Source organism: Pseudonocardia sp. C8, from assembly GCF_014267175.1.
Classification (GTDB): domain Bacteria; phylum Actinomycetota; class Actinomycetes; order Mycobacteriales; family Pseudonocardiaceae; genus Pseudonocardia.
In genome coordinates, this window is sequence record NZ_JACMTR010000002.1 from 4,911,304 (window position 1) to 4,929,728 (window position 18,425).

Sequence of the window (18,425 nt, forward strand, 5' to 3'; positions counted from 1 at the left end):
GCACAAAACAGAAAGGGCCATGATCGTGGCCACCGAACGCGACCAGATTGCGTCCACACTGGACTCTGTCTTCCGGCCCGAAACCAGCGCGAGCGAAGGATGGCGCGGGCTCACGCTGCTGCGCCTGCTCGCCTGCGGCGAACCGGTAACCATCGAGGATCTGGCCGCCGCCCACGGCCAACCGGTGCGGGAGGTTCGCCGCGCTCTGGCGAGCACGCCGGACATCGAATACGACGAGGCGGGCCGGATCGTCGGCGCAGGACTCACTCTACGGCCGACCCCGCACCGCTTCGAGATCGACGGGCGAGTGCTCTACACCTGGTGCGCCATGGACACCCTGGTCTATCCCCGGCTGCTCGGCCGACCCGCCCGCGTCACCTCGCCGTGCCAGGTCACGGGTATCCCGATTCACCTCGCCATCGACGACACCGGGGTGACCGACGTCGACCCACCTACCGCCGTTGTCTCTCTGGTCACCCCCGAGGACCTGACCTCCGTCCGCGCCGACTTCTGCAACCACGTGCACTTCTTCACCAGCCAACAGGCAGCACAACCATGGCTGGACGACGATCCCGACGCCTCCGTGCTGCCCGTCACCGAGGCATACGACCTCGCACGAGGTCTCACTGCCACGTCGTGCCAGCAAGCCGACACCGAGGGCTGCTGACCCACGCTGCAAGGGCAATCCGCCGCGTGCCGACACAGGATTGCCCGAAGCTCCTGGGGGGCACTCCGACTGCGGACATCCAGTAATGCCCGAAGAGGTACGTATCCATGCCGACGACCAGGTTCCAAGATCTTGCTGAGCAAGTGGCAGTACCTGACTCCCTGGCAACACCACCGTCTGCGCCACCGCCTTGGGGAACAGAGTCGCCATGTCGGCCATCGTCGACGCAGCCCTTACCTGCGTTGAGCTTCAGCACTCCCAATCATGCCTACCCCGCCAGCAGCCACCTCCGCAGCATCCTCGCCCAGCTCACCTTCGGCGCAGCCCACGCCGCAATCACCGAGAGCGGCTGGACACACTCAGGCGCCACCGTCGGTGACAAGCACCGTAGGAGAACAGGAGCAGCATCGTGACCAGTGACTTCGACGCGATCGTGATCGGCGCCGGCCCCGGCGGCGAGGTCGCCACCTCCCGCCTGATCGCAGGCGGTTTGCGGGTGGCCGTCGTGGAGCGGGAGCTCATAGGCGGGGAGTGTGGCTACTGGGCCTGCATCCCGTCGAAGACCTTGCTGCGCCCACCGGAGGCTCGTGCCGAGGCCACTCAGGTTGCGGGGCTGGCCGAACCTGCACTCGACTGGCCAGCCCTGCGCGACTATCGGGATGGCATGATCCGCCACCTCGATGACAGCAAACAAGTCGAATCATACCGACAGCGCGGCGCCACCGTACTCAAGGGAACGGCACGCGTGACCGGGCGCGATCCGTGGCGCGTGCAGGTCGGCGGCGAAGAACTGAGCACGGAGCATGTGGTGGTGGCCACCGGCTCCGAGCCCGTCCGGCCCCCGATCGACGGGTTGGATCAGGTGCCGGTGTGGACCAACCGCGAAGCCACCACGTTGACCGACATTCCCCAGCGCGCCGTGCTCATCGGCGGTAGTGCCGTCGGAGTGGAGCTCGGCCAGTTCCTGGCCCGCATGGGTAGCCAGGTCACCCTGGTGCAACGCGGTCCTCGCCTCCTCGACCGCGAAGACCCACGCGTCGGGGAGCTCACCGCAGAGCTCCTGTCCCAAGACGGGATCGACGTGCGACTCGGCAGTGAGGCCCGTGCTGCCCGTCGTGACGGGGCGGACACCGTCGTCGAACTGGACGACGGCACCACGGTACGCACCGACGTGACCGTCCTCGGTGCCGGGCGCCGGCCCCGTACCGACGATCTCGGGCTGGAACAATCGGGCATCCACCCCGACGCCAGCGGTGCGCTGCCCGTCGACGAGCACTGTCGAGCGGCACCGGGCCTGTGGGCGCTGGGCGATGCCACCGCCGTCGCCTTGTTCACGCATGTCGCGCAATACCAGGCGCGCGTCGCGACCGACACGATTCTCGGTCGACCACGCACTGCCGAATACACCGCAATCCCCCGTGTCGTGTTCGCACACCCCGAGATCGCCGCGGTTGGCCTCACCCACGCCCAAGCCACCGAACGCGGCATCGATGCCGTCAGCACCGAACTCGACCTTCCAGGCGCGCTGGCGCGCCCCTGGACCTACGACACCAGCCCGCAGGGCACCCTCGGACTCCTCGTCGACCGCGCCCGTCGAATTCTGATCGGCGCCTGGGTCGTAGCCCCGCTGGCCAGCGAATGGATCCACACGGCCGCGTTGGCCATCCGTGCTCGCATCCCCCTCGAAACTCTCCTCGACGGCATCCCACAATTCCCCACCTACAACGAGGCTTACCGAGCCGCCCTGGAACAACTCGACCTCGAACCAACGCGGATGCCCCGCTGACACCAGCGTGACTCGCGGGATGACGCGCTCTTCAGCGAAGTCACGCTGATCCGCCGGGGGCCGTCCGCCGGTGGGTGAGGTTAGTGGCTGGCCCCGCCCGGGCGGGGCTTACTCGGATGGGTGGTTTAGCCACTCCATTGCTGGGTACGACGTTGACCTTGTCTCCGGGACAAGCCTTTACGTTCGCGAGGCGGTCGACGGCGGCGCACCTGACCTGTGTGCGGGTCGCTGTGGACGCGCAATGCCAGAAGACATAGCTATCGAAGGAGGGTTCGTCATGGCTGTCGCGACCGTGGGTGAGGCGAACAAGGCGTGCTTGGATGCGTGCGCGGAGTGCCAGCAGGCATGCGAGACGTGCAATTACAACTGTTGCGCCAACAACCCGGACATGGCCGAGTGTGCCCGGTTGTGTCTGGACTGTGCGGCGATCTGCGCTGCCTGCGTGACGCTGCTCGCCCGGGACTCACGCTGGGTTGCCCAGCTCTGTCAGCTCTGCGCTGAGGTCTGCGAGGCGTGTGCGGCCGAGTGCGACAAGTACGACCTGGATTACTGCCGCGAATGTGCCGCAGCCTGCCGCCGCTGTGCTCAGCAGTGCCGGGCGATGGCCTCGGTCTCCGCCTGAGATGACGCGTCGCACACCGAGGGACAAGACTCACGGCCCAGCCCCTCGGTGTGCGATGCCGAGGAGAGCCTCATTTCGGTGGGTTGCCATTGGGGTGGCAGCCCAGCCCAACAGATGCGCGCTGCACTGCGCAGAACGCTGACAAGTGACAGCGCAGAACCGCAGGTCGGAGCCACCCGATTCTTTCGGAAATGCGCGTGGCGGGTAGCTGGGAAGCTGAAGGGTGTTGCGGCGCCAAGGTTCCAAGGGCTTCCCCGTGCAGGTCGAGAGTCGAGCTGCACGGCTGTCTTGCTGGGACCGGTGACAATCGCGACGTTCGGGACGTCCCGTCCCGCATAGTCCGTTCGCCGTCTCGGGTGTGATTGACGCGTTTGACCTTTCCCCTGGGGCAGGGTTCTAGCGTGCGTGGAGAACACCGGGTGACCGGTTCGTGCATGGTTGAGGAGTCAGTGATGCCCACTCCCGCTTCGGAGACGGTTGCCGAGGGACGCGCACGGCTGACGATGCCAGTCAGCGGTATGCAGTGTTCGCTGTGTACCGGGATCATCGAGCGGAGGCTGGCCGAGCTGCCAGGGGTGGAGCAGGTTTCGGTGAACCTGCCGGATGAGCAGTTGCTGGTCGACTACGACCCGGAACGCACTGGCCCCGAGCAGCTGCAGGCTGCGGTGGGCGAGCTCGGGTTCGCCGTCGGGGACTCGGCGGCCTCGCGCGGCGGGCAGGAGTCGGACGAGGATGCGGCCAAGGTCGTCAGCGAGGGACGCCGATTGCTGATCCTGGCCGCGCTGAGCGTGGTGACGGTTCCGCTGATGCTGCTGGAACTGACCGGCGTGGTCGGTGGCTGGGTGGGCTGGCCGCTGGGGGCGCTCGCGGTGGTTTCGCTGGTGGTGGCCCCGGAATTGTTCTCGGACACGCTGCACTCGCGGCGGCGCGGGTTGCTGACCAACCGCCCCGTGGTGCGCGCCTCCATCCTCGGCGGGCTGGTCGGTGGGCTGCTCGGCCTGGCGCTTCCGCTGGAGGACTACCCCACCGGTGGCTACTTCGCCGTGACGGTGCTGGTGGCGACGTATCACGTGTTCTCGATGTGGCTGTCGCTGCTGGTGCGCACGCAGAGCTCGCACTCGGTGAAAAAGCTGATGGCGTTGCAGCCGGACACGGCCCGGCTGGTGCGCGACGGACTCGAAGGGGATGTACCGATCCAGGCCCTGTCGGTGGGTGATGTCGTGCGGGTGCGGCCGGGCGAGCGGATCCCCATCGACGGGCGCGTGTTCTCCGGGCACTCGGCGGTGGACGAATCACTGGTGACCGGCGAGTCGGTGCCGGTGCAAAAACGCGAGGGTGGTGAGGTCATCGGTGGGGCGATCAACGACTCCGGAACTCTGCTGGTGGAGATCACCCACGTCGGTGAGGACACCTTCCTGCGGCAGATCGTGCACAACATCGAGGAGGCCCGCGCGCTCAAGCCCGCGGTGGTGGACCTGGTCGGGCGCGTGCTGAAGGTCTACATTCCGACGGTGCTGGTGCTGGCCGGAGCAGCGGGGCTGTTCTGGGCGCTGGGTCCGCTCGTGCTCGGCGAGACGCCTGAGCTGAACCGGATCCTGTTCGCCACGCTCGGCGTGTTGATCATGGCCTATCCGTGTGCGATGGGCATGGCCGCACCCCTGGGGCTGGTGCGCGGTGCGGGCGATGCGGCCGAGCAGGGCATCGTGTTGCGCACCGGGGACGCGTTCCAGACTTTCGGGCAGGTCCGCCGGGTCGTGTTCGACAAGACCGGCACGCTAACCGAGGGGGTGTTCACCGTGCGCGAGCTGGACACCAGCGGCGATCGGGATGAGCTGCTGGCGCTGGCCGCAGCCGCGGAGGCCCCCTCCGAGCACCCGCTCGGGGCGGCGATCAGCGCCGCGGCCCGCGAACGCGGGCTGGCGCTGGCCTCTGCCGAGGAGTTCGAGGCCATCCGCGGCCACGGAATCCGGGCGACCATCGATGGGGCTGCCGTGCTCGTGGGCAGGCCGTCGTTCGTCGCGGACCGCGCCGGCGGGCTGGGTCGGTTTGCCGAGCGCGCCGAAGAGCTCGAAGCGGCCGGGCGCACCGTGGTGGCCGTCGCCCGTGACGAGGAGGTCCAGGGGGTAATCGCGCTGGGCGACGAAATCCGCGCCGACGCCCCTGCGGCGCTGGAGCAGCTGCGGCGCCGGGGCATCACCCCGGTGATGGTCACCGGGGACAACCACCGCGCCGCGGTGGTCGTCGCCGAGAAGCTCGGCATCGACGAAGTCCGCGCCGAGGTCCTGCCGCAGGACAAGACCGAGATCGTGCGCGAGCTGCAGCAGCACGGCCGGGTGGCCATGGTCGGTGACGGCGTCAACGACGCGCCCGCGCTCACCCAGGCCGACGTGGGCATTGCCATGGGCAGCGGCACCGACATCGCCATCGAATCCGGCGACGTCATCATCGTCGGCAACCGGCTCGATGCCGTGCTCACCGCCCGCACCATCGGCCAGCGCGGCTACCGGCGGACCGTGCAGAACGTGACCCTGGCGTTCCTGTTCAACGGCATCGGCGTTCCCCTGGCCGCCACCGGGCTGGTCGAACCCATTTGGGCCATGGCTGTCATGATCGTCAGCGTTACGGCGGTCTTCGCCAATTCCATGCGCGGCAAGTGGTCCATGATGTTCTCCACCCTGCGCGACATCATCACACGCCAAGCGCTCACCCCCGCACCGACGGCATAAGCGCTTCTCCGGCCGGGGCCGCGATGGTCCGGCTGCGTCCGCATGGACCTAATAAGGGCGTCACCCGTCATGTGACCGGTGATGACCGGGCGGCAGGCGGTGGCGCGATCATTGCCCGGGCTCAATCAGCGTCCGGCGTCTTCTCGCCGGCTGCGCCCTGCTGGTCCTCGCTGTCGGTGTGGTTTTCGATGAGGCGGCAGACCACGGCGTGCTCGCCGCGGCGCTGGCTGTCGCGGGCGGAGCGGCGCACGGTAGCCAGGGAACGGCGGAGCTGGCGCAGGTCGGCCACAGTCCGGTCGATCTCGGTGATCCGGGCATCGAGGAGTTCGGTGACCCGCGCGCACGGCACGGATCCTTCGCGTTGCAGGTCGAGGATGTCTTTGATCTCGGTCAACTGCAGCCCGAGCGCCTTGGCCTGCCGGATGAACCGCAACACGCCGAGATCGTCCTCGGTGAACAGGCGATAGCCGGCCTCGGTGCGCTCGGCCGGCGGCAACAGTCCCTTGGATTCCCACAGCCGTACGGCTTTCGCGCTCACGCCTGCGGCCCGAGCCGCAGTTCCCACCGTCATGTCCACGACAGTCTCCCAACGCGTCGAGATTTCTCCCTTGACCTTACCCCAGCGGCAAGGTTCTAGCGTGTCGGTGAGCAAGAAAACGGCAGCTCGGACCTAGTGAGGAGCAGGCGATGGAATCGATCGTCATGCAGGTATCCGGCATGCATTGCGGCGGGTGTGCCCAGCGGATCGGCACCGTGCTGCGCCGGGTCGAGGGCGTACGAGATGTCCAGGCCGACCACGTCAGTGGACGCGTCGAGATCCAGATCGGTCCGGAGTTGGCCGACCGGGCCATGGTGGCCGACTTGACCGAGCGGATCGAGGCCGCCGGGTTCCAGGTCGTGGGAGAAGAGGTGTCGTCATGAGCACGACCACCGAGGAACGCAGCGAGCTGTGGGCGCCGGAACCGAGCCCGCACCCTGGGCACGAGCGGATCCGCGCGAAGATCGCGGGGCTGCACTGCTCGTTGTGCACCGGCACCATCGAGAAGGCCCTGGGCCGGATGGACGGCGTGGGCACGGTGGCGGTGAGCCTGACCCACGAACAGGTGCTGGTCGACTACGAGGCCGACCGCACCAGCCCAGAGGCGATCCTAGGCACGCTGCGCGATGTCGGCTACGAGCTGTACGACCCGCGCAAGCTCCGCGCGTTCGAAGACGAGGAACGCGACCTCATCCGCGAAGGCACGCGGCTGCTGGGCGCGGTCGCCGCCAGCCTCACCGCGATCGGGCTGATCGCCGAGGTCACCGGCATCTGGTCAGTGCTCGTGCCACTGACCGTGGTCGCGCTGATGGTGCCGGTCTCGTATGCCGTGCTGCGCCCGGCCGGGCACGCGAAGGCCACGGGTGGCGCGGCAGCGATCGTGGCGCCCGGCCTGGCTGCGCTGGGTGCCCGCGGCGCCGGGTGGCTGGAGCCGCCGGTGATCGGGTGGCTCGCCGGGGCGATCGGGATCGGCGTGGTGGTCGGCGTGGCACCGCACATCCTGCGCATGGCCTATCAGTCCGCCCGGCGCGGGATCCTCAACCAACACGTGCTGCTGGAGGTCGGCGCGTTCGCCGGCATCGCCGGGGGTTTGATCGGGCTGACCAACGTGTTGCCCGGCTATCCCACGGCGGCGTTCTTCGCCGTCTCGGTGCTGGTGGCCAACTACCACATCTTTTCGGAATGGTTGTCGTTGCTGGTCAAGACCCGCTCCAGCCAGTCGATCAAGAAACTGTTGGACCTGCAGCCCGACCTGGCCCGCCTGGTGACCACCGAGGGCGAGGCGGAGGTGCCCGTGGAGCAGGTGTCCGTGGGCCAGCACGTGCGCGTGCGCCCGGGCGAGCGCATCCCGCTGGACGGCACGATCCGCTCCGGCTATTCGGCGATCGATCTCTCCCTGGTCACCGGCGAACCCGTCCCGGCCGAACGCGGACCGGGCGAGGAGGTCGTCGGCGGGGCCATCAACGGCACCGGCAGCCTGCTCATCGAGGTCACCGCCACCGGCGCCGAAGGATTCCTCGCCCAGGTGGTGCGCCACGTCGAAGACGCCCGCGCCCTCAAACCCGGCATCCTGCACCTGGTCGACCGGGTGCTGCGCGTCTACACCCCCACCGTGCTGAGCATCTCGGCGCTCGCTCTGATCGCCTGGCTGACCGGCAGCTGGGTGCTGGCCGGGGAACCGGACGTGCGCCGCGCGGTGTTCGCCGCGCTGTCCGTGCTGGTGATGGGCTATCCCTGCGCGGTCGGGATCGCCGCGCCGCTAGCGATCGTGCGCGGCACCGGGCACGCCGCCGACCGCGGCATCGTGATGCGCACCGGTGAGGCGTTCCAGACCTTCCGGCTGGTGCGCCGCATCGTGCTGGACAAGACCGGCACGCTCACGAAGGGCACACCGACCGTGCGCGGCATTCATGCCCTCGATGGCGACACTGACGCGGTGCTGGCGGTGGCCGCCGCCGCGGAAAGCCACTCCGAACACCCACTGGCCCGCGCTGTCGTCGACGCCGCGCATGACAAGGGGTTGACCGTTCCCGAGGTCGAGGAATTCACCTCGGTCACCGGTGCCGGGGTCCGCGCCACCGTCGGCGGGCACACCGTGCTGGCCGGGAAACCGAGCCTGCTCACCAATGAGGGGGTCGACAGCAGCACGGTCACCGCCCCCACCGACCAGTGGGAGACGGCCGGACACACCGTCATCCTCATCGCCCGCGACGGGGCTGCCATCGGGTTGATCGCGCTGGGCGACGAGCTACGGCCCGACGCCACCGAGGCCGTAACCAGGATGCGCCAGGCAGGCATGGAACCGGTGCTCGTGACTGGCGACAACGAACGCGCCGCCGCCCACATCGCCGGCCAACTCGGCATCGACGAGGTCCGTGCCGGCGTGCTGCCGGAGGGCAAGGCCGAGATCGTGCGCGAGCTGCAGGCCGACGGCACCCGCGTAGCCATGGTCGGCGACGGCATCAACGACGCACCCGCGCTGATGCAGGCCGACGTGGGCATCGCCGCGGGTGGCGGCACCGACATCGCCGTGGAATCCGCCGACATCGTGCTGCTGCGCGACGAGGTCAGCACCGTCCTCGACGCCCGCGAGATCAGTGCCCGTGCCTACCGGCGCACCCGCGCCAACGTGGCCATCGCGTTCACCTTCAACGGCATCGGCGTGCCCCTGGCCACCACCGGCCTCGTCTACCCAGTCTGGGCGATGATCGCGATGGCCGCCTCGGTCACCTCGATCTTCATCAACTCCATCGGCACCCGCCCCTCCCTGCTGTCCCAAGCCATCGGCAGCGTCGGACGCACCCAGCAGAGCGCGAAGGAACGTCCGGAACCCGCGCAACCGGCCCACGACTGACTCTCCCGTGCGAGCGAGGGTGCCTCGCTCGCACGGTTCCACCACTCATCGCGATGAAGGAGCACGACGTGAGCACGCAGGCACAAACACCCGCCGCGCTAGTGATCGGCGCCGGGGTGATCGGGCTGAGCACCGCGATCACCCTGCGCCAGCACGGCTGGCGGGTCACCGTGGCCGCCGCCGACTCCGGCCCGGGAATCGTCTCCACAGTGGCCGGCGCGTTGTGGGAGTGGCCCCCATCGGTCTGCGGCCGGCATCACGACGAAACCCTGCTCGAACAATCCAAGAGCTGGGCCATGGTCTCCTACCGGCAGTTCCAACACCTGGCCACGCACCCTGAACACACCGGGGTGCATCTGCGCCCGGCCGTGTCCTACTTCCACCGGCCAGTCGACGAGCAACCACTGGAACTGGCCAAGATGCACGAAGTCGCCGCACACGTGCCGGGATTCGCCCACGATCCGGGGCTGATCGACCGCCACGGGATCAACCCGCGTGCCGGCGTGCTGGATGCCTACCAGTACACCGCGCCGATGGTCGACACCGACCGCTACAACGCCTGGCTGCGGGACCAGGCTCTGGCCACCGGTGTCCGCCTCGTCCCGCGCCGCATCACCGGCGACCTCCGCGACCACGAGTCAGCTTTGCTCACCGAGTTCGACGCGGACGTGATCGTCAACTGCTCCGGACTCGGCGCGCGCGAACTCGCCGGCGACACCACCCTCTCGCCGCACCGGGGAGCGCTGCTGTGGCTGCGCAACGACGGCACCAGCATGCCCCGGATCACCACCGCGCACGCGCTGGCCAACGACCCCTCCAGCCCGCAGCAGGACATGGTCTTCATCGTGCCCCGCGGCCAGGATCGGCTGCTGGTGGGCGGAATTGTCGAAGATGGCACATGGAACACCGACCTCACCCCGGACAACTACCCACCGGTGCGGGACATGCTCCGCCGCTGTCAGGAATTCCTCCCCGCCCTGGCCGACGCGGAACTTGACACCGACGACCCGGTGCGCGTGGGCTTGCGCCCCTTCCGGCGCGACAACGTCCGCCTGGAAACCGAAGCCGGCACCCGCATCGTGCACAACTACGGCCACGGCGGCGCCGGCGTCACCCTGTCCTGGGGCTGCGCCGACGACGCCACCCAGCTCGCGCACCAGCTCGTCGGGAACACCACCGCACCCGCCGCCTAGCCACACCAGTGCAGAGCCGGCTTCAGAGGACGGCCCGTCCCTACAGCCGGACGTGCGATCAGCGGTTACGAACTCGGTTTCCCGCGCGGCAGCGTGTGACGGAACGCGCAATCGTGTCGGTCTGTCGAGAACGTGCTTGACCTTTTCCCCGGGGGAAGGTTCTAGCGTTTCGCTGCTGACGCACCGTTGACTCGCCTTGGAGTCAACGCGTCCGGATCGCTGCAGGCATGTTTGAGGAAGGACTGGATGCCCCACGAACACGAGGACGCCTCCGACACCGTGGCCGGTGGATTGTCTCGGATTGACGTGCCGGTAGCGGGGATGACCTGTGCCGGGTGTGCCAATACCCTGCAGCTCGGCCTGGCCAAAGTCGCTGGCGTGTCGCATGTGGACGCGGATCTGGATGATGATCGTGTCACCATCCACGGTACGCAGTTGGACGAGACGCGGCTCCGCGCGGTGATCGAGGAACTCGGCTACACCGTTGGAATCGGGATTCAGGACACGGCACGCCGAGCTGGGTGGCTGCGGCCCGCGGCGATCGCCGCCAGTGTGGCGCTTGTGTTGGGCATGGGCACCGTGGCTTTCCAGATGAGCTCGGGAGCGTATTTCGCCGCTGGAGCGCTGCAGCAGCTCAACGCCCTGTTCAGCGAGGTCTCCGTGGCCACGGTGGGCATTGCGCTGCTGTTCGGCTTGGCCGTCGGGTTCGCTCCGTCCAGTTACGCCATGGCTCCAGCGGTCATGGGCCTGGTCACCAGCACGCAGACTCACTCCGCCGGACGCGCGGCTCGGCTGTCCGGGTCGTTCGTCGCCGGTATGGCTGTCGTCGACATGCTCCTCGGGGCCGCGATCGCGTCCTTTGGCACCGCGGCGTTGTCCTACCTCGGGGCGCACTTGGCCTTGTTCAACGCCGTCGTGACGGTGCTGTTGCTGGTGCTGAGCCTGGTGATCCTGCGGCTGTGGCGTCCTCGGCTGCCCTCGTTTCTGCCCCGATTGCGCCAGCGCCACACCGCGGGCGGGGCCTTCGCCCTCGGGATGCCGTTCGGATTGCTCACCTGCCCGGCCTGCACCCCGTTACTACTGCCCGTGGCGCTGGGCGCCGCGGCCACCGGCCAGGTGTGGTACGGGGCGCTGCTGCTCGGCGCTTTCGCCATCGGGCGCGGAATCCCGCTAGTGGTGCTGGGCACCTCCACCGCAGCGTTTCACAACATGCGTGGTCTGACCCGATGGGTGCCCTGGATCGAACGCGCCGTTGGGGTCCTGCTGCTCGTCGGAGCAGCCTACTTCGCCGCGGAATTCCTTGCCGTGGGCGGATTCCCGGCCTTGCTGAAGGGAATAGCGGGATGAGAAAGATCGTCATTCGCTCCGTCTCCCGCACCGCGCTCATAGGAACGCTGCTGGTCCTGATCGCGGGCATCCTTCTGGGCTCCACTGCGCACGCCGGTGCGACCGAACAGGCAACGCTTACCGTCGACGGGATGGCCTGTCCCAACTGCGAACGCACTGTCGAAGCAGTGCTGCGTGACAGCAAGGGTGTGCAGACGGCCGACGCCGACAGCGCCAGCCAGCAGGCCCGGGTTACCTTCGATCCCACGCGCACCTCGCCGGACGCGTTGGCCCACGCCATCAACACCCAGACCTACTACCGAGCCTCCACCGCCCGCGGCGACCACCCGGCACAACCCCCAGCCGGGAACAGCCAGGACCAGGCTGGTGCAGACAACACGGGCAGCGGAACCATCGCGCTGTTAGTCACGGCGCTCGGGATCATCGCGCTGGCCGGCGCAGGGCTCTTCCTCCGCCGCGCCCAGCAGCCCTCGCACAGGCAGTAGGAAACCACCATGGCCCGCGGCACGAAGCCGACAAAGGCCGCTGCGATCTCCTGCGGGCACGCGGTCTGACCGGTTGCTTCGCCTGCATTCCCAGGGGGTTCGCGGGCCTGTGTGCATACCCGCTTGATGATGTGGCCGGCCGATCCGCCGGCTACCGGAGCGAGCTCGATGCGGTGAAGCACGGATCCGCGGGTTGACCTTGCCGCGGGGGCAAACTTCTACGGTCACCGCAAACCACGGCACGGGTCGGCCGTCTCGGCGGGCCGCTGCGGCTTCCACCTCGCGGCGGGGCCAGTCGTGGTGGGCAAATCAGCAGCGTGGGTAGGGAGAAATATGCCGATGGATCAGGCGGCGCGAGCCGCACCTCGGGGCGCGGTGGCAAGCATTGTCGGCGTCACATCTATGGCGACGTTTCTGTCCAATTTGAGTTCCACGGGTACCTATTTGGCGGCCCCGGAGATCACCCGAGCTTTGGGGGTGGCGCAGCCTGCCTCGATCGTGAGCGTGATCGCGTATCTGGTGCCGTTCGCCGTGGTGATGCCGGTCATCGCCAAGCTCGGCGACGCGTTCGGGCACAAGCGCGTGCTGCTGGCCGGGCTCGGCCTATACGCGGCCGGGTCGCTGGCAACCCCAGCCTTCTCGGGTTTCATCCCGTTCCTCGGGCTGCGGCTGGTGCAAGGCCTCGGCGGGGGCATCATGCTGGTATCGATGGTGTTCATCGCCCGCCAGCTGGCTGATCGGCAGCGCGAAACCGGGCTGGGGATCTGGCGCGCGGCGCTACTGGCCGGCACCGTCGCCGGCCCACCGATCGGCGGGTATCTCGCGAGCCTGCTCGGGTGGCAGTCGATCTTCTGGGTCACCGGCCTGGCCGGGGCCGCCGCTTTCGGATGGGCGGCGGTGGGGCTGGAGGAGCTGCCCCGTCAGCGGGCGCGCCGGTTCGACTGGGTCGGCGCCGTGGCCTTCACGGTCAGCTTCACCGCCTTGGTGGTCGGGCTGGCCGCAGCCGGGTTCCTGCGCACCATGGGCGGCGGTGTCGCCACTGGGCCGGTGGCCACGCTCAGCTCCCTGGCGCCGGTGTTCCTGGGCATCTTCGTGGTGGGGCTGGCCGTGCTGATCGTCAATCAGCGGGTCAACGCGCAGCCGTTGTTCGCGTCGTCGTTGTGGCGCAATCGGCAGTTCGTGCTGGGCAACGCGGGCACGTTCCTGGTGTGCGTGGGCATGTTCTCGGCGATGATGTTCACCTCGCTGATGCTGCGCAACGTTTTCGACTTCCCCGCGATGCAAGCCTCCAACGCGCTGTTGCTGATGACCGTCGGCGCCGTGGTCTTCGGGATCTGGGGCGGGTCCCTGGCCGGCCGGTTCGGCCCCAAGCTGCCCTGGGCCACCGGGTTCGTGCTCACCGCGGCCACGTTCGTCGCGCTGGCGGTGTTCGTCTCCCCGGTGACCTCGGCGGTGTGGCTGTTTGTGCTCGCCCCGCTGTCCGGGGCAGGGCAGGGCCTGCCCCTGGGGCCGACCGCCTCGGTGGCGCTACAGGATGTGCCCGCCGAGACCAGCGCGGAAGCCACCGGCTGGTTCGACTTCTCGCACAACATCGGCCGCGCCGTGGCCATCGGCGGCCTGGGCGCACTATTCGTACCCGGCGAGGCGGCCAGCTACACCACCATCTTCTGGGTCAGCGCCGCCCTCACCACCCTCGGCGCGGTCCTGGTGCTCGGCCTCAAACGCCCCACGCCCGTCGCCGAGGCCCAGCCCGCGCCAGCGACCTAACCCACCTCCCGCCATTCCCGCGCCGGACTCCACGCCGCGAGTCCGGCGCGGGCAGCACAAGCCCGACTGTCGACCCGACGACACGGGTCGCGACGAGACCGAGACAAGGAAGACGTGTGTCCGATCAAGCCGCCCCTCCCGCCGCGCCCCGCGGCATGCTGGCCCTGCTGACCACGGCCGCATTCGTGATCTTCGCGCAGATCTTCATGATCGCGCCGATCCTGCCGGCCCTGGCGCGGGACTTCCACACCACACCGTCCGTGGTCGGGCTGGCCGTGCCTGCCTACCTCGTGCCCTACGGAGCCATGGTGCTGCTGTGGGGGCCACTGTCGGACCGGTGGGGACGCCGCCCGGTCATCCTCACCTCACTGGCCGCCTTCACCGCACTGGCCGCCGCAACCCCGCTGGTCAGCGACGCACCATGGTTCATTCTCCTGCGGCTGGTCACCGCGCTGGGCGCCAGCGGCGTCGTACCCATCGGGCTAGCACTGATCGGCGATCTCGTGCCATACCAACGCCGCGGCCGAGCCCTGGGATGGCTCTTCGGCGGCATGGCCGGCGGCATGGCCCTGGGTGCTGCTGGCGGCGCGCTCGGCGAACCCTTCCTCGGCTGGCACGGCCTGTTCGGCACCGTGGCCGCGATCGGGCTCGTGCTGCTCGCCCTCGGCACGCGGCTCATCCCAGCCACACCGCGGCCCGCCGCACCGCCCCCAGCTCGCATGGTCGCCGCCGGATTCGCCAGCCTGCTGCACACCCCACGCGGACGGCGCACCTACGGCTACGTGCTGGTCAACGCCGTGCTGCACTCCGGCATCTACACCTGGCTCGGGGTCTATCTGCACCAGCACTTCGGCCTGGACGAAACCCACATCGGCCTGGCCCTGCTCGGCTACGGCATCCCCGGGCTACTACTCGGACCGGTCATCGGGCACCTCGCCGACCGGTACGGCCGCGCCCGCATCATCCCGCTCGGGCTGGCCGTGGCCGCCGGATGCGCCGCACTACTCGCCGTCGAGCCCGCGCTGGCCGCCGTCCAGGCCGGCATCATCACCCTCTCGTTGGGCTACGACATGACCCAACCGCCCCTGGCCGGCATCGTCACCGACCTACCCGGACACCGCGGTCAGGCCATGGGACTCAACGTCTGCACCCTCTTCATCGGCATGGGCACCGGTAGCCTCGCCTTCCAAGCCATTCTGCTGCCCGCAGGCTTCCCCACCGCCCTAGGCGCCTTCGCCGTCGTGGCACTGGTAGCCGCTGGTCTTGCCGCAGGACTGTTCCGTCGCGAACGACCCGCCGAACACCCCGAACCGGCCCGCTGACACAGGTGCCCGGCCCGGACTGTTCAGGCGGACACATTCCTGGCACCCGCAGACGGTCTCGGTGAGCGCCGACATCGCTCACAGGCATTCGTTGTAGGCGGCGATCTCCTCAGCCGCTTGCTCCAGGGCCGCGATGATCCTGGCAAGGCGCTCCGTTGCCGCAGATGCCGCGGTCACCGCTGCCTGCGCCGAACGATGATCGCTTCCCCTCCAGGCAGAGGCCAGGCTCGCCCGAGCATCCTCGGTACTTCGGCGGGCCGTGGAGAGCGGGGAAACAGGAAGTTGCGCTGCCAGACTCGTCAACTCAGTACGAAGTTCCGCAACCGACATGCACACAGCATGTACTCGACCCCCGACACCACGCGATCAAGCAGGCAGGAACATCGGTTGCGGCGAGTCCGACCGCTGATCGTCAGCGGCTATGCATGGTCGACTCCGGTAAGACGGCTGGGGCTGCCCTGTGGGCGGCCCCAGCCCATGCCGACGGCTCAGGCGGCAAGCGCTTCGCCGCTGGGAAGATCGAATTCCGCAATGCGGACGCCTGCGACGAACGCGGACCACTCACCTGGCGTGTACGACAGGACCTGCTCCGGAGTGCCGTGCGCACGAAGACTTGCCCCACCGTCCGAGTTGATCAGGATCTGGATCACGGTGTTGGAGCCTGCCGGTGCACGTCCAGCGACTTCGTCCAAAAACCGTGCCCAGTGACCAGCAGGGACACTCAGAACCGGGCCGGCACCGCGGTCCTTGCTGTCGCGGATGTGGACGAGATCGGTGCCGAAGAAGACCTCGACGCACTGATTGCCGTCCGGGTTGCTGAAGGTGCTCTTGAACCACGCCCCAACGATGCTGCTACGGCGAGTTGTGCTGGTGTTGTTGGAGGTCATCTCCGCTGGTTTCCTTCGTCTGTTCCTGCTTCGTTGGCTGCGACGTCATAGGGTGCCGGCGAGATCAAGTAGGAAGCGACGCGTCTGCTCCGGGCCTGATGCCGCGGCTTTCTGCTGCTCCCACAAGGTCAGGTACCGGGTCGTTCGCTTGCTGTCGTCCACGTACGTCCCACCATCGTGTTGCTCCAGGTAAACGATACTGACCGGTGGCCGGGTGTCGTAGCCGAAGATGCTGTAGTCATGCCCTTGGCCCATGTAGTAGCCCGTGCTGAACGGCACGATCTGTAGCTCGACGTTCGGCCGGTCCAGGGCCTCGACCAGCCACATGGCCTGCTCTTTGACGATCTCCGCGCTCCCGGTGGTACGGCGCAGCGCGGCCTCATCGATGACGAACCAGAACTGCTGGTCGGTGTTATCGAGCACGCGTTGGCGCGCCAGCCGGTCCGAGGTGTCTCGGTCGATCTGCTCCTGGCTCGGCGAGGGGCGCCATGCGCGGAACAGGGTGCGCATGTATCGCTCGGTCTGCAGCAGGCCAGGCACGACCATGGCCTGATACGAGAAGAAGCGCTGGCAGCTTGGTTCCATGTCCACCAGCAGGCGCATGTGCTGGCGAAACCGTGTACTGAACGCCCCGCGCTTGGTCCGGCGGTTGCCTTCGGCTTGCAGGTCGCGGGCATAAGCCTGGTCAGTCTCGCTGGCTCCGTAGCGCTCCAGCAGCGCATCCAGCTCCATCGGCCGGATACCGCTGCCGGACTCGATGTGCGCGATCTTCTGCTGGGTACAGCGCAAGACCTCCGCCGCGTCATCCTGCTTCAACCCGGCTTCGACACGCTGCCGGGCGAGTTCATTGCCCAACACGATCTTCATCACCGCTGGCGGGAGCTGCTGGGCCACGCCTACCTCCGTATCGCAACCAGCCTGATCACGCATGGCACAGGCTAATTCACCCGATTGTACGTGTACTCAACTTGAGTACACGAGTTACGGTCTAGGTCAAAGTCAGATGCCGAACCGCTACATCCGCGAGGTTGCTCCTATGAGTACACAAGTTATGAGGGTACTCGATGAGGACGCTGGCGATGGTGGCGCACCCCAAAGGCATCTCTGTCCAGCAGCAATGCCACCGAATCTCGCGAACCACCGGCCCAGGCATGCTCGGTCGCGTCGCCCCGTCGGGGCCGACCGGCCGAGCCGCCGGCGGCGGGTAGCGCTGCGTCGAGTCCCCTTCCCGCGAGCGACGACTCCGCGTGCTACCCGCCGCTCTCTCCTCGTAGTGCGACTGCAGCTTCTCGATCGTCCTGCCCGATCCGCTGCCTGCACGGCGGTCCCCCGAACGGATCGGTCAGGGCTCGACCACGGCGGCCCCGCGGATGCCCCGAACTCCGTCGGGGCCGCCGTGGCGTCTATGACCCCCGGTGGGCAGGCGTTGACCCCGACCTCCGCCTGCCCACCGGGTTCCACTTCCAACCCGAACGCAGGGGACCCGTCATGAGGCGGCGCAGGCTCGCGAACACCGTGCTCGCGCTGCTGGAGCACGCAGGGTGGATGGCGTCGGCTGACTGGATCGTGCGTTGTCGCGACGAGCGAGGCCGCAAGGCGCAGCTGCGGGTTGGAGTGTCCACAGACGGGATCATGATCGACACGTCCCAGTCGGGACGGCTCACGCTCACCACCACCGAATCAGGGCAGCTTCGAGCGGCCCTGCGTGACGCGTTGCTGACCCGCGCGCCGCTCGTGCCGTCGGAGCCGCCAGCGCCCCGTCGCCCCGGCACGCCTGGCGCCCAAGCGTTGCCCGCGCCAGACGGCGTCGCACACCCACGTCTCGCGAGGACTTCCCGTCGCCCGTCTCCTCCCGCCCCGAGCGAAGGATCGGAGGATCGCCATGGCAAGCACAATGCACCGAGGTGGCCCGACATCGACCCCGACTGCCGCCTGCGCCGAGCAGCGTGACCTCGCCGCTGGCGTGGAGTTCTACCGTCACTTGGGTTGGCCAACCAGCCTCGACGCTCGTCGGCGGCGACTCGTGGTGCATACCGGCAATGCGCTCGACGCGCTGATCCTCCCCGCGCAGTTGGCCAGCGCTGTCGCCACCGAGTTGAGCACGAGCCTGATGAGCGGCCCCGTCAGCACCGGCAGCGACACCGATGGTGGACCTTCCTGACGGCGCCGTGCCAGCGGGCCAATCTGGAGCTGCCCGCCGAGCTGCGAACAGCCAGGGTGCGTGCCGTCCC

16 protein-coding genes are annotated in these 18,425 nt (G+C 68.4%); 12 read left to right on the plus strand and 4 right to left on the minus strand.

Going from position 1 to position 18,425, the window contains the following annotated elements:
- The first annotated feature begins 19 nt into the window (after positions 1-19).
- The 4 genes from merB to H7X46_RS23310 all read left to right on the plus strand — a co-directional run bounded on the left by merB (position 20) and on the right by H7X46_RS23310 (position 5,801).
- Positions 20-667 (plus strand): organomercurial lyase MerB, encoded by a 648-nt coding sequence (merB, locus tag H7X46_RS23295; protein WP_186361399.1) that lies wholly within the window; start codon positions 20-22, stop codon positions 665-667.
- A 409-nt stretch (positions 668-1,076) separates the two neighbouring features.
- A complete protein-coding gene (locus H7X46_RS30910) occupies positions 1,077-2,453 on the plus strand; it encodes an NAD(P)/FAD-dependent oxidoreductase (RefSeq protein WP_186361400.1) in 1,377 nt (458 codons plus the stop codon).
- 277 nt (positions 2,454-2,730) lie between these two features.
- On the plus strand, positions 2,731-3,075 hold the full coding sequence (locus H7X46_RS23305) for a four-helix bundle copper-binding protein (RefSeq protein ID WP_186361401.1): 345 nt from the start codon (positions 2,731-2,733) through the stop codon (positions 3,073-3,075).
- Positions 3,076-3,527: 452 nt separating this feature from the next.
- Positions 3,528-5,801 carry a cation-translocating P-type ATPase gene (locus tag H7X46_RS23310; protein WP_186361402.1) on the plus strand — a complete coding sequence of 758 codons (2,274 nt, stop codon included), beginning with the start codon at positions 3,528-3,530 and terminating at the stop codon, positions 5,799-5,801.
- A 121-nt stretch (positions 5,802-5,922) separates the two neighbouring features.
- Here H7X46_RS23310 and H7X46_RS23315 read toward each other — a convergent pair whose 3' ends face one another.
- Positions 5,923-6,378 (minus strand): heavy metal-responsive transcriptional regulator, encoded by a 456-nt coding sequence (locus H7X46_RS23315; protein ID WP_186361403.1) that lies wholly within the window; start codon positions 6,376-6,378, stop codon positions 5,923-5,925.
- Between the two features lie 110 nt (positions 6,379-6,488).
- Between H7X46_RS23315 and H7X46_RS23320 the strand changes: the two genes are divergently transcribed.
- The 7 genes from H7X46_RS23320 to H7X46_RS23350 all read left to right on the plus strand — a co-directional run bounded on the left by H7X46_RS23320 (position 6,489) and on the right by H7X46_RS23350 (position 15,307).
- Positions 6,489-6,722 carry a heavy-metal-associated domain-containing protein gene (locus H7X46_RS23320; protein ID WP_186361404.1) on the plus strand — a complete coding sequence of 78 codons (234 nt, stop codon included), beginning with the start codon at positions 6,489-6,491 and terminating at the stop codon, positions 6,720-6,722.
- The gene (locus H7X46_RS23325) at positions 6,719-9,193 is read left to right on the plus strand and encodes a cation-translocating P-type ATPase (protein WP_186361405.1); all 2,475 of its coding nucleotides are present in this window, start codon (positions 6,719-6,721) and stop codon (positions 9,191-9,193) included. The genes H7X46_RS23320 and H7X46_RS23325 overlap by 4 nt, the downstream gene beginning before the upstream one ends.
- 68 nt (positions 9,194-9,261) lie before the next feature.
- A complete protein-coding gene (locus H7X46_RS23330; protein ID WP_222131401.1) occupies positions 9,262-10,386 on the plus strand; it encodes an FAD-dependent oxidoreductase in 1,125 nt (374 codons plus the stop codon).
- A 246-nt stretch (positions 10,387-10,632) separates the two neighbouring features.
- Positions 10,633-11,733, plus strand: coding sequence for a cytochrome c biogenesis protein CcdA (locus tag H7X46_RS23335; protein ID WP_186361407.1), 1,101 nt, complete (start codon positions 10,633-10,635; stop codon positions 11,731-11,733).
- Positions 11,730-12,218, plus strand: a complete 489-nt coding sequence (locus tag H7X46_RS23340) for a heavy-metal-associated domain-containing protein (RefSeq protein ID WP_186361408.1) — start codon at positions 11,730-11,732, stop codon at positions 12,216-12,218. The genes H7X46_RS23335 and H7X46_RS23340 overlap by 4 nt, the downstream gene beginning before the upstream one ends.
- Before the next feature lie 333 nt (positions 12,219-12,551).
- Complete coding sequence (locus H7X46_RS23345; RefSeq protein ID WP_186361409.1) at positions 12,552-13,985, plus strand: MFS transporter; 1,434 nt, start codon at positions 12,552-12,554, stop codon at positions 13,983-13,985.
- A gap of 116 nt (positions 13,986-14,101) precedes the next feature.
- Complete coding sequence (locus H7X46_RS23350) at positions 14,102-15,307, plus strand: MFS transporter (RefSeq protein ID WP_345368060.1); 1,206 nt, start codon at positions 14,102-14,104, stop codon at positions 15,305-15,307.
- 78 nt (positions 15,308-15,385) lie between these two features.
- On the opposite strand, the gene H7X46_RS23355 is transcribed toward H7X46_RS23350, so the two are convergent.
- The 3 genes from H7X46_RS23355 to H7X46_RS23365 form a co-directional block, all read right to left on the minus strand.
- Entirely contained in the window at positions 15,386-15,637 is a 252-nt protein-coding gene (locus tag H7X46_RS23355; protein ID WP_186361411.1) for a hypothetical protein, read from the minus strand.
- Positions 15,638-15,795: 158 nt separating this feature from the next.
- Positions 15,796-16,194, minus strand: coding sequence for a DUF397 domain-containing protein (locus H7X46_RS23360; protein WP_186361412.1), 399 nt, complete (start codon positions 16,192-16,194; stop codon positions 15,796-15,798).
- A gap of 45 nt (positions 16,195-16,239) precedes the next feature.
- Complete coding sequence (locus H7X46_RS23365) at positions 16,240-17,088, minus strand: helix-turn-helix domain-containing protein (protein ID WP_370588924.1); 849 nt, start codon at positions 17,086-17,088, stop codon at positions 16,240-16,242.
- A gap of 988 nt (positions 17,089-18,076) precedes the next feature.
- Here H7X46_RS23365 and H7X46_RS23370 point away from each other — a divergent pair.
- On the plus strand, positions 18,077-18,355 hold the full coding sequence (locus tag H7X46_RS23370; RefSeq protein ID WP_186361414.1) for a hypothetical protein: 279 nt from the start codon (positions 18,077-18,079) through the stop codon (positions 18,353-18,355).
- Positions 18,356-18,425: the final 70 nt, after the last annotated feature.

Coding starts and splice junctions, on each gene's coding strand:
- merB (WP_186361399.1), top strand. CDS start 20: ATGATCGTGGCCACCGAACGCGACCAGATTGCGTCCACACTGGACTCT.
- H7X46_RS23305 (WP_186361401.1), top strand. CDS start 2,731: ATGGCTGTCGCGACCGTGGGTGAGGCGAACAAGGCGTGCTTGGATGCG.
- H7X46_RS23310 (WP_186361402.1), top strand. CDS start 3,528: ATGCCCACTCCCGCTTCGGAGACGGTTGCCGAGGGACGCGCACGGCTG.
- H7X46_RS23320 (WP_186361404.1), top strand. CDS start 6,489: ATGGAATCGATCGTCATGCAGGTATCCGGCATGCATTGCGGCGGGTGT.
- H7X46_RS23325 (WP_186361405.1), top strand. CDS start 6,719: ATGAGCACGACCACCGAGGAACGCAGCGAGCTGTGGGCGCCGGAACCG.
- H7X46_RS23335 (WP_186361407.1), top strand. CDS start 10,633: ATGCCCCACGAACACGAGGACGCCTCCGACACCGTGGCCGGTGGATTG.
- H7X46_RS23340 (WP_186361408.1), top strand. CDS start 11,730: ATGAGAAAGATCGTCATTCGCTCCGTCTCCCGCACCGCGCTCATAGGA.
- H7X46_RS23345 (WP_186361409.1), top strand. CDS start 12,552: ATGCCGATGGATCAGGCGGCGCGAGCCGCACCTCGGGGCGCGGTGGCA.
- H7X46_RS23355 (WP_186361411.1), bottom strand. CDS start 15,637: ATGTCGGTTGCGGAACTTCGTACTGAGTTGACGAGTCTGGCAGCGCAA.
- H7X46_RS23360 (WP_186361412.1), bottom strand. CDS start 16,194: ATGACCTCCAACAACACCAGCACAACTCGCCGTAGCAGCATCGTTGGG.
- H7X46_RS23370 (WP_186361414.1), top strand. CDS start 18,077: ATGGCAAGCACAATGCACCGAGGTGGCCCGACATCGACCCCGACTGCC.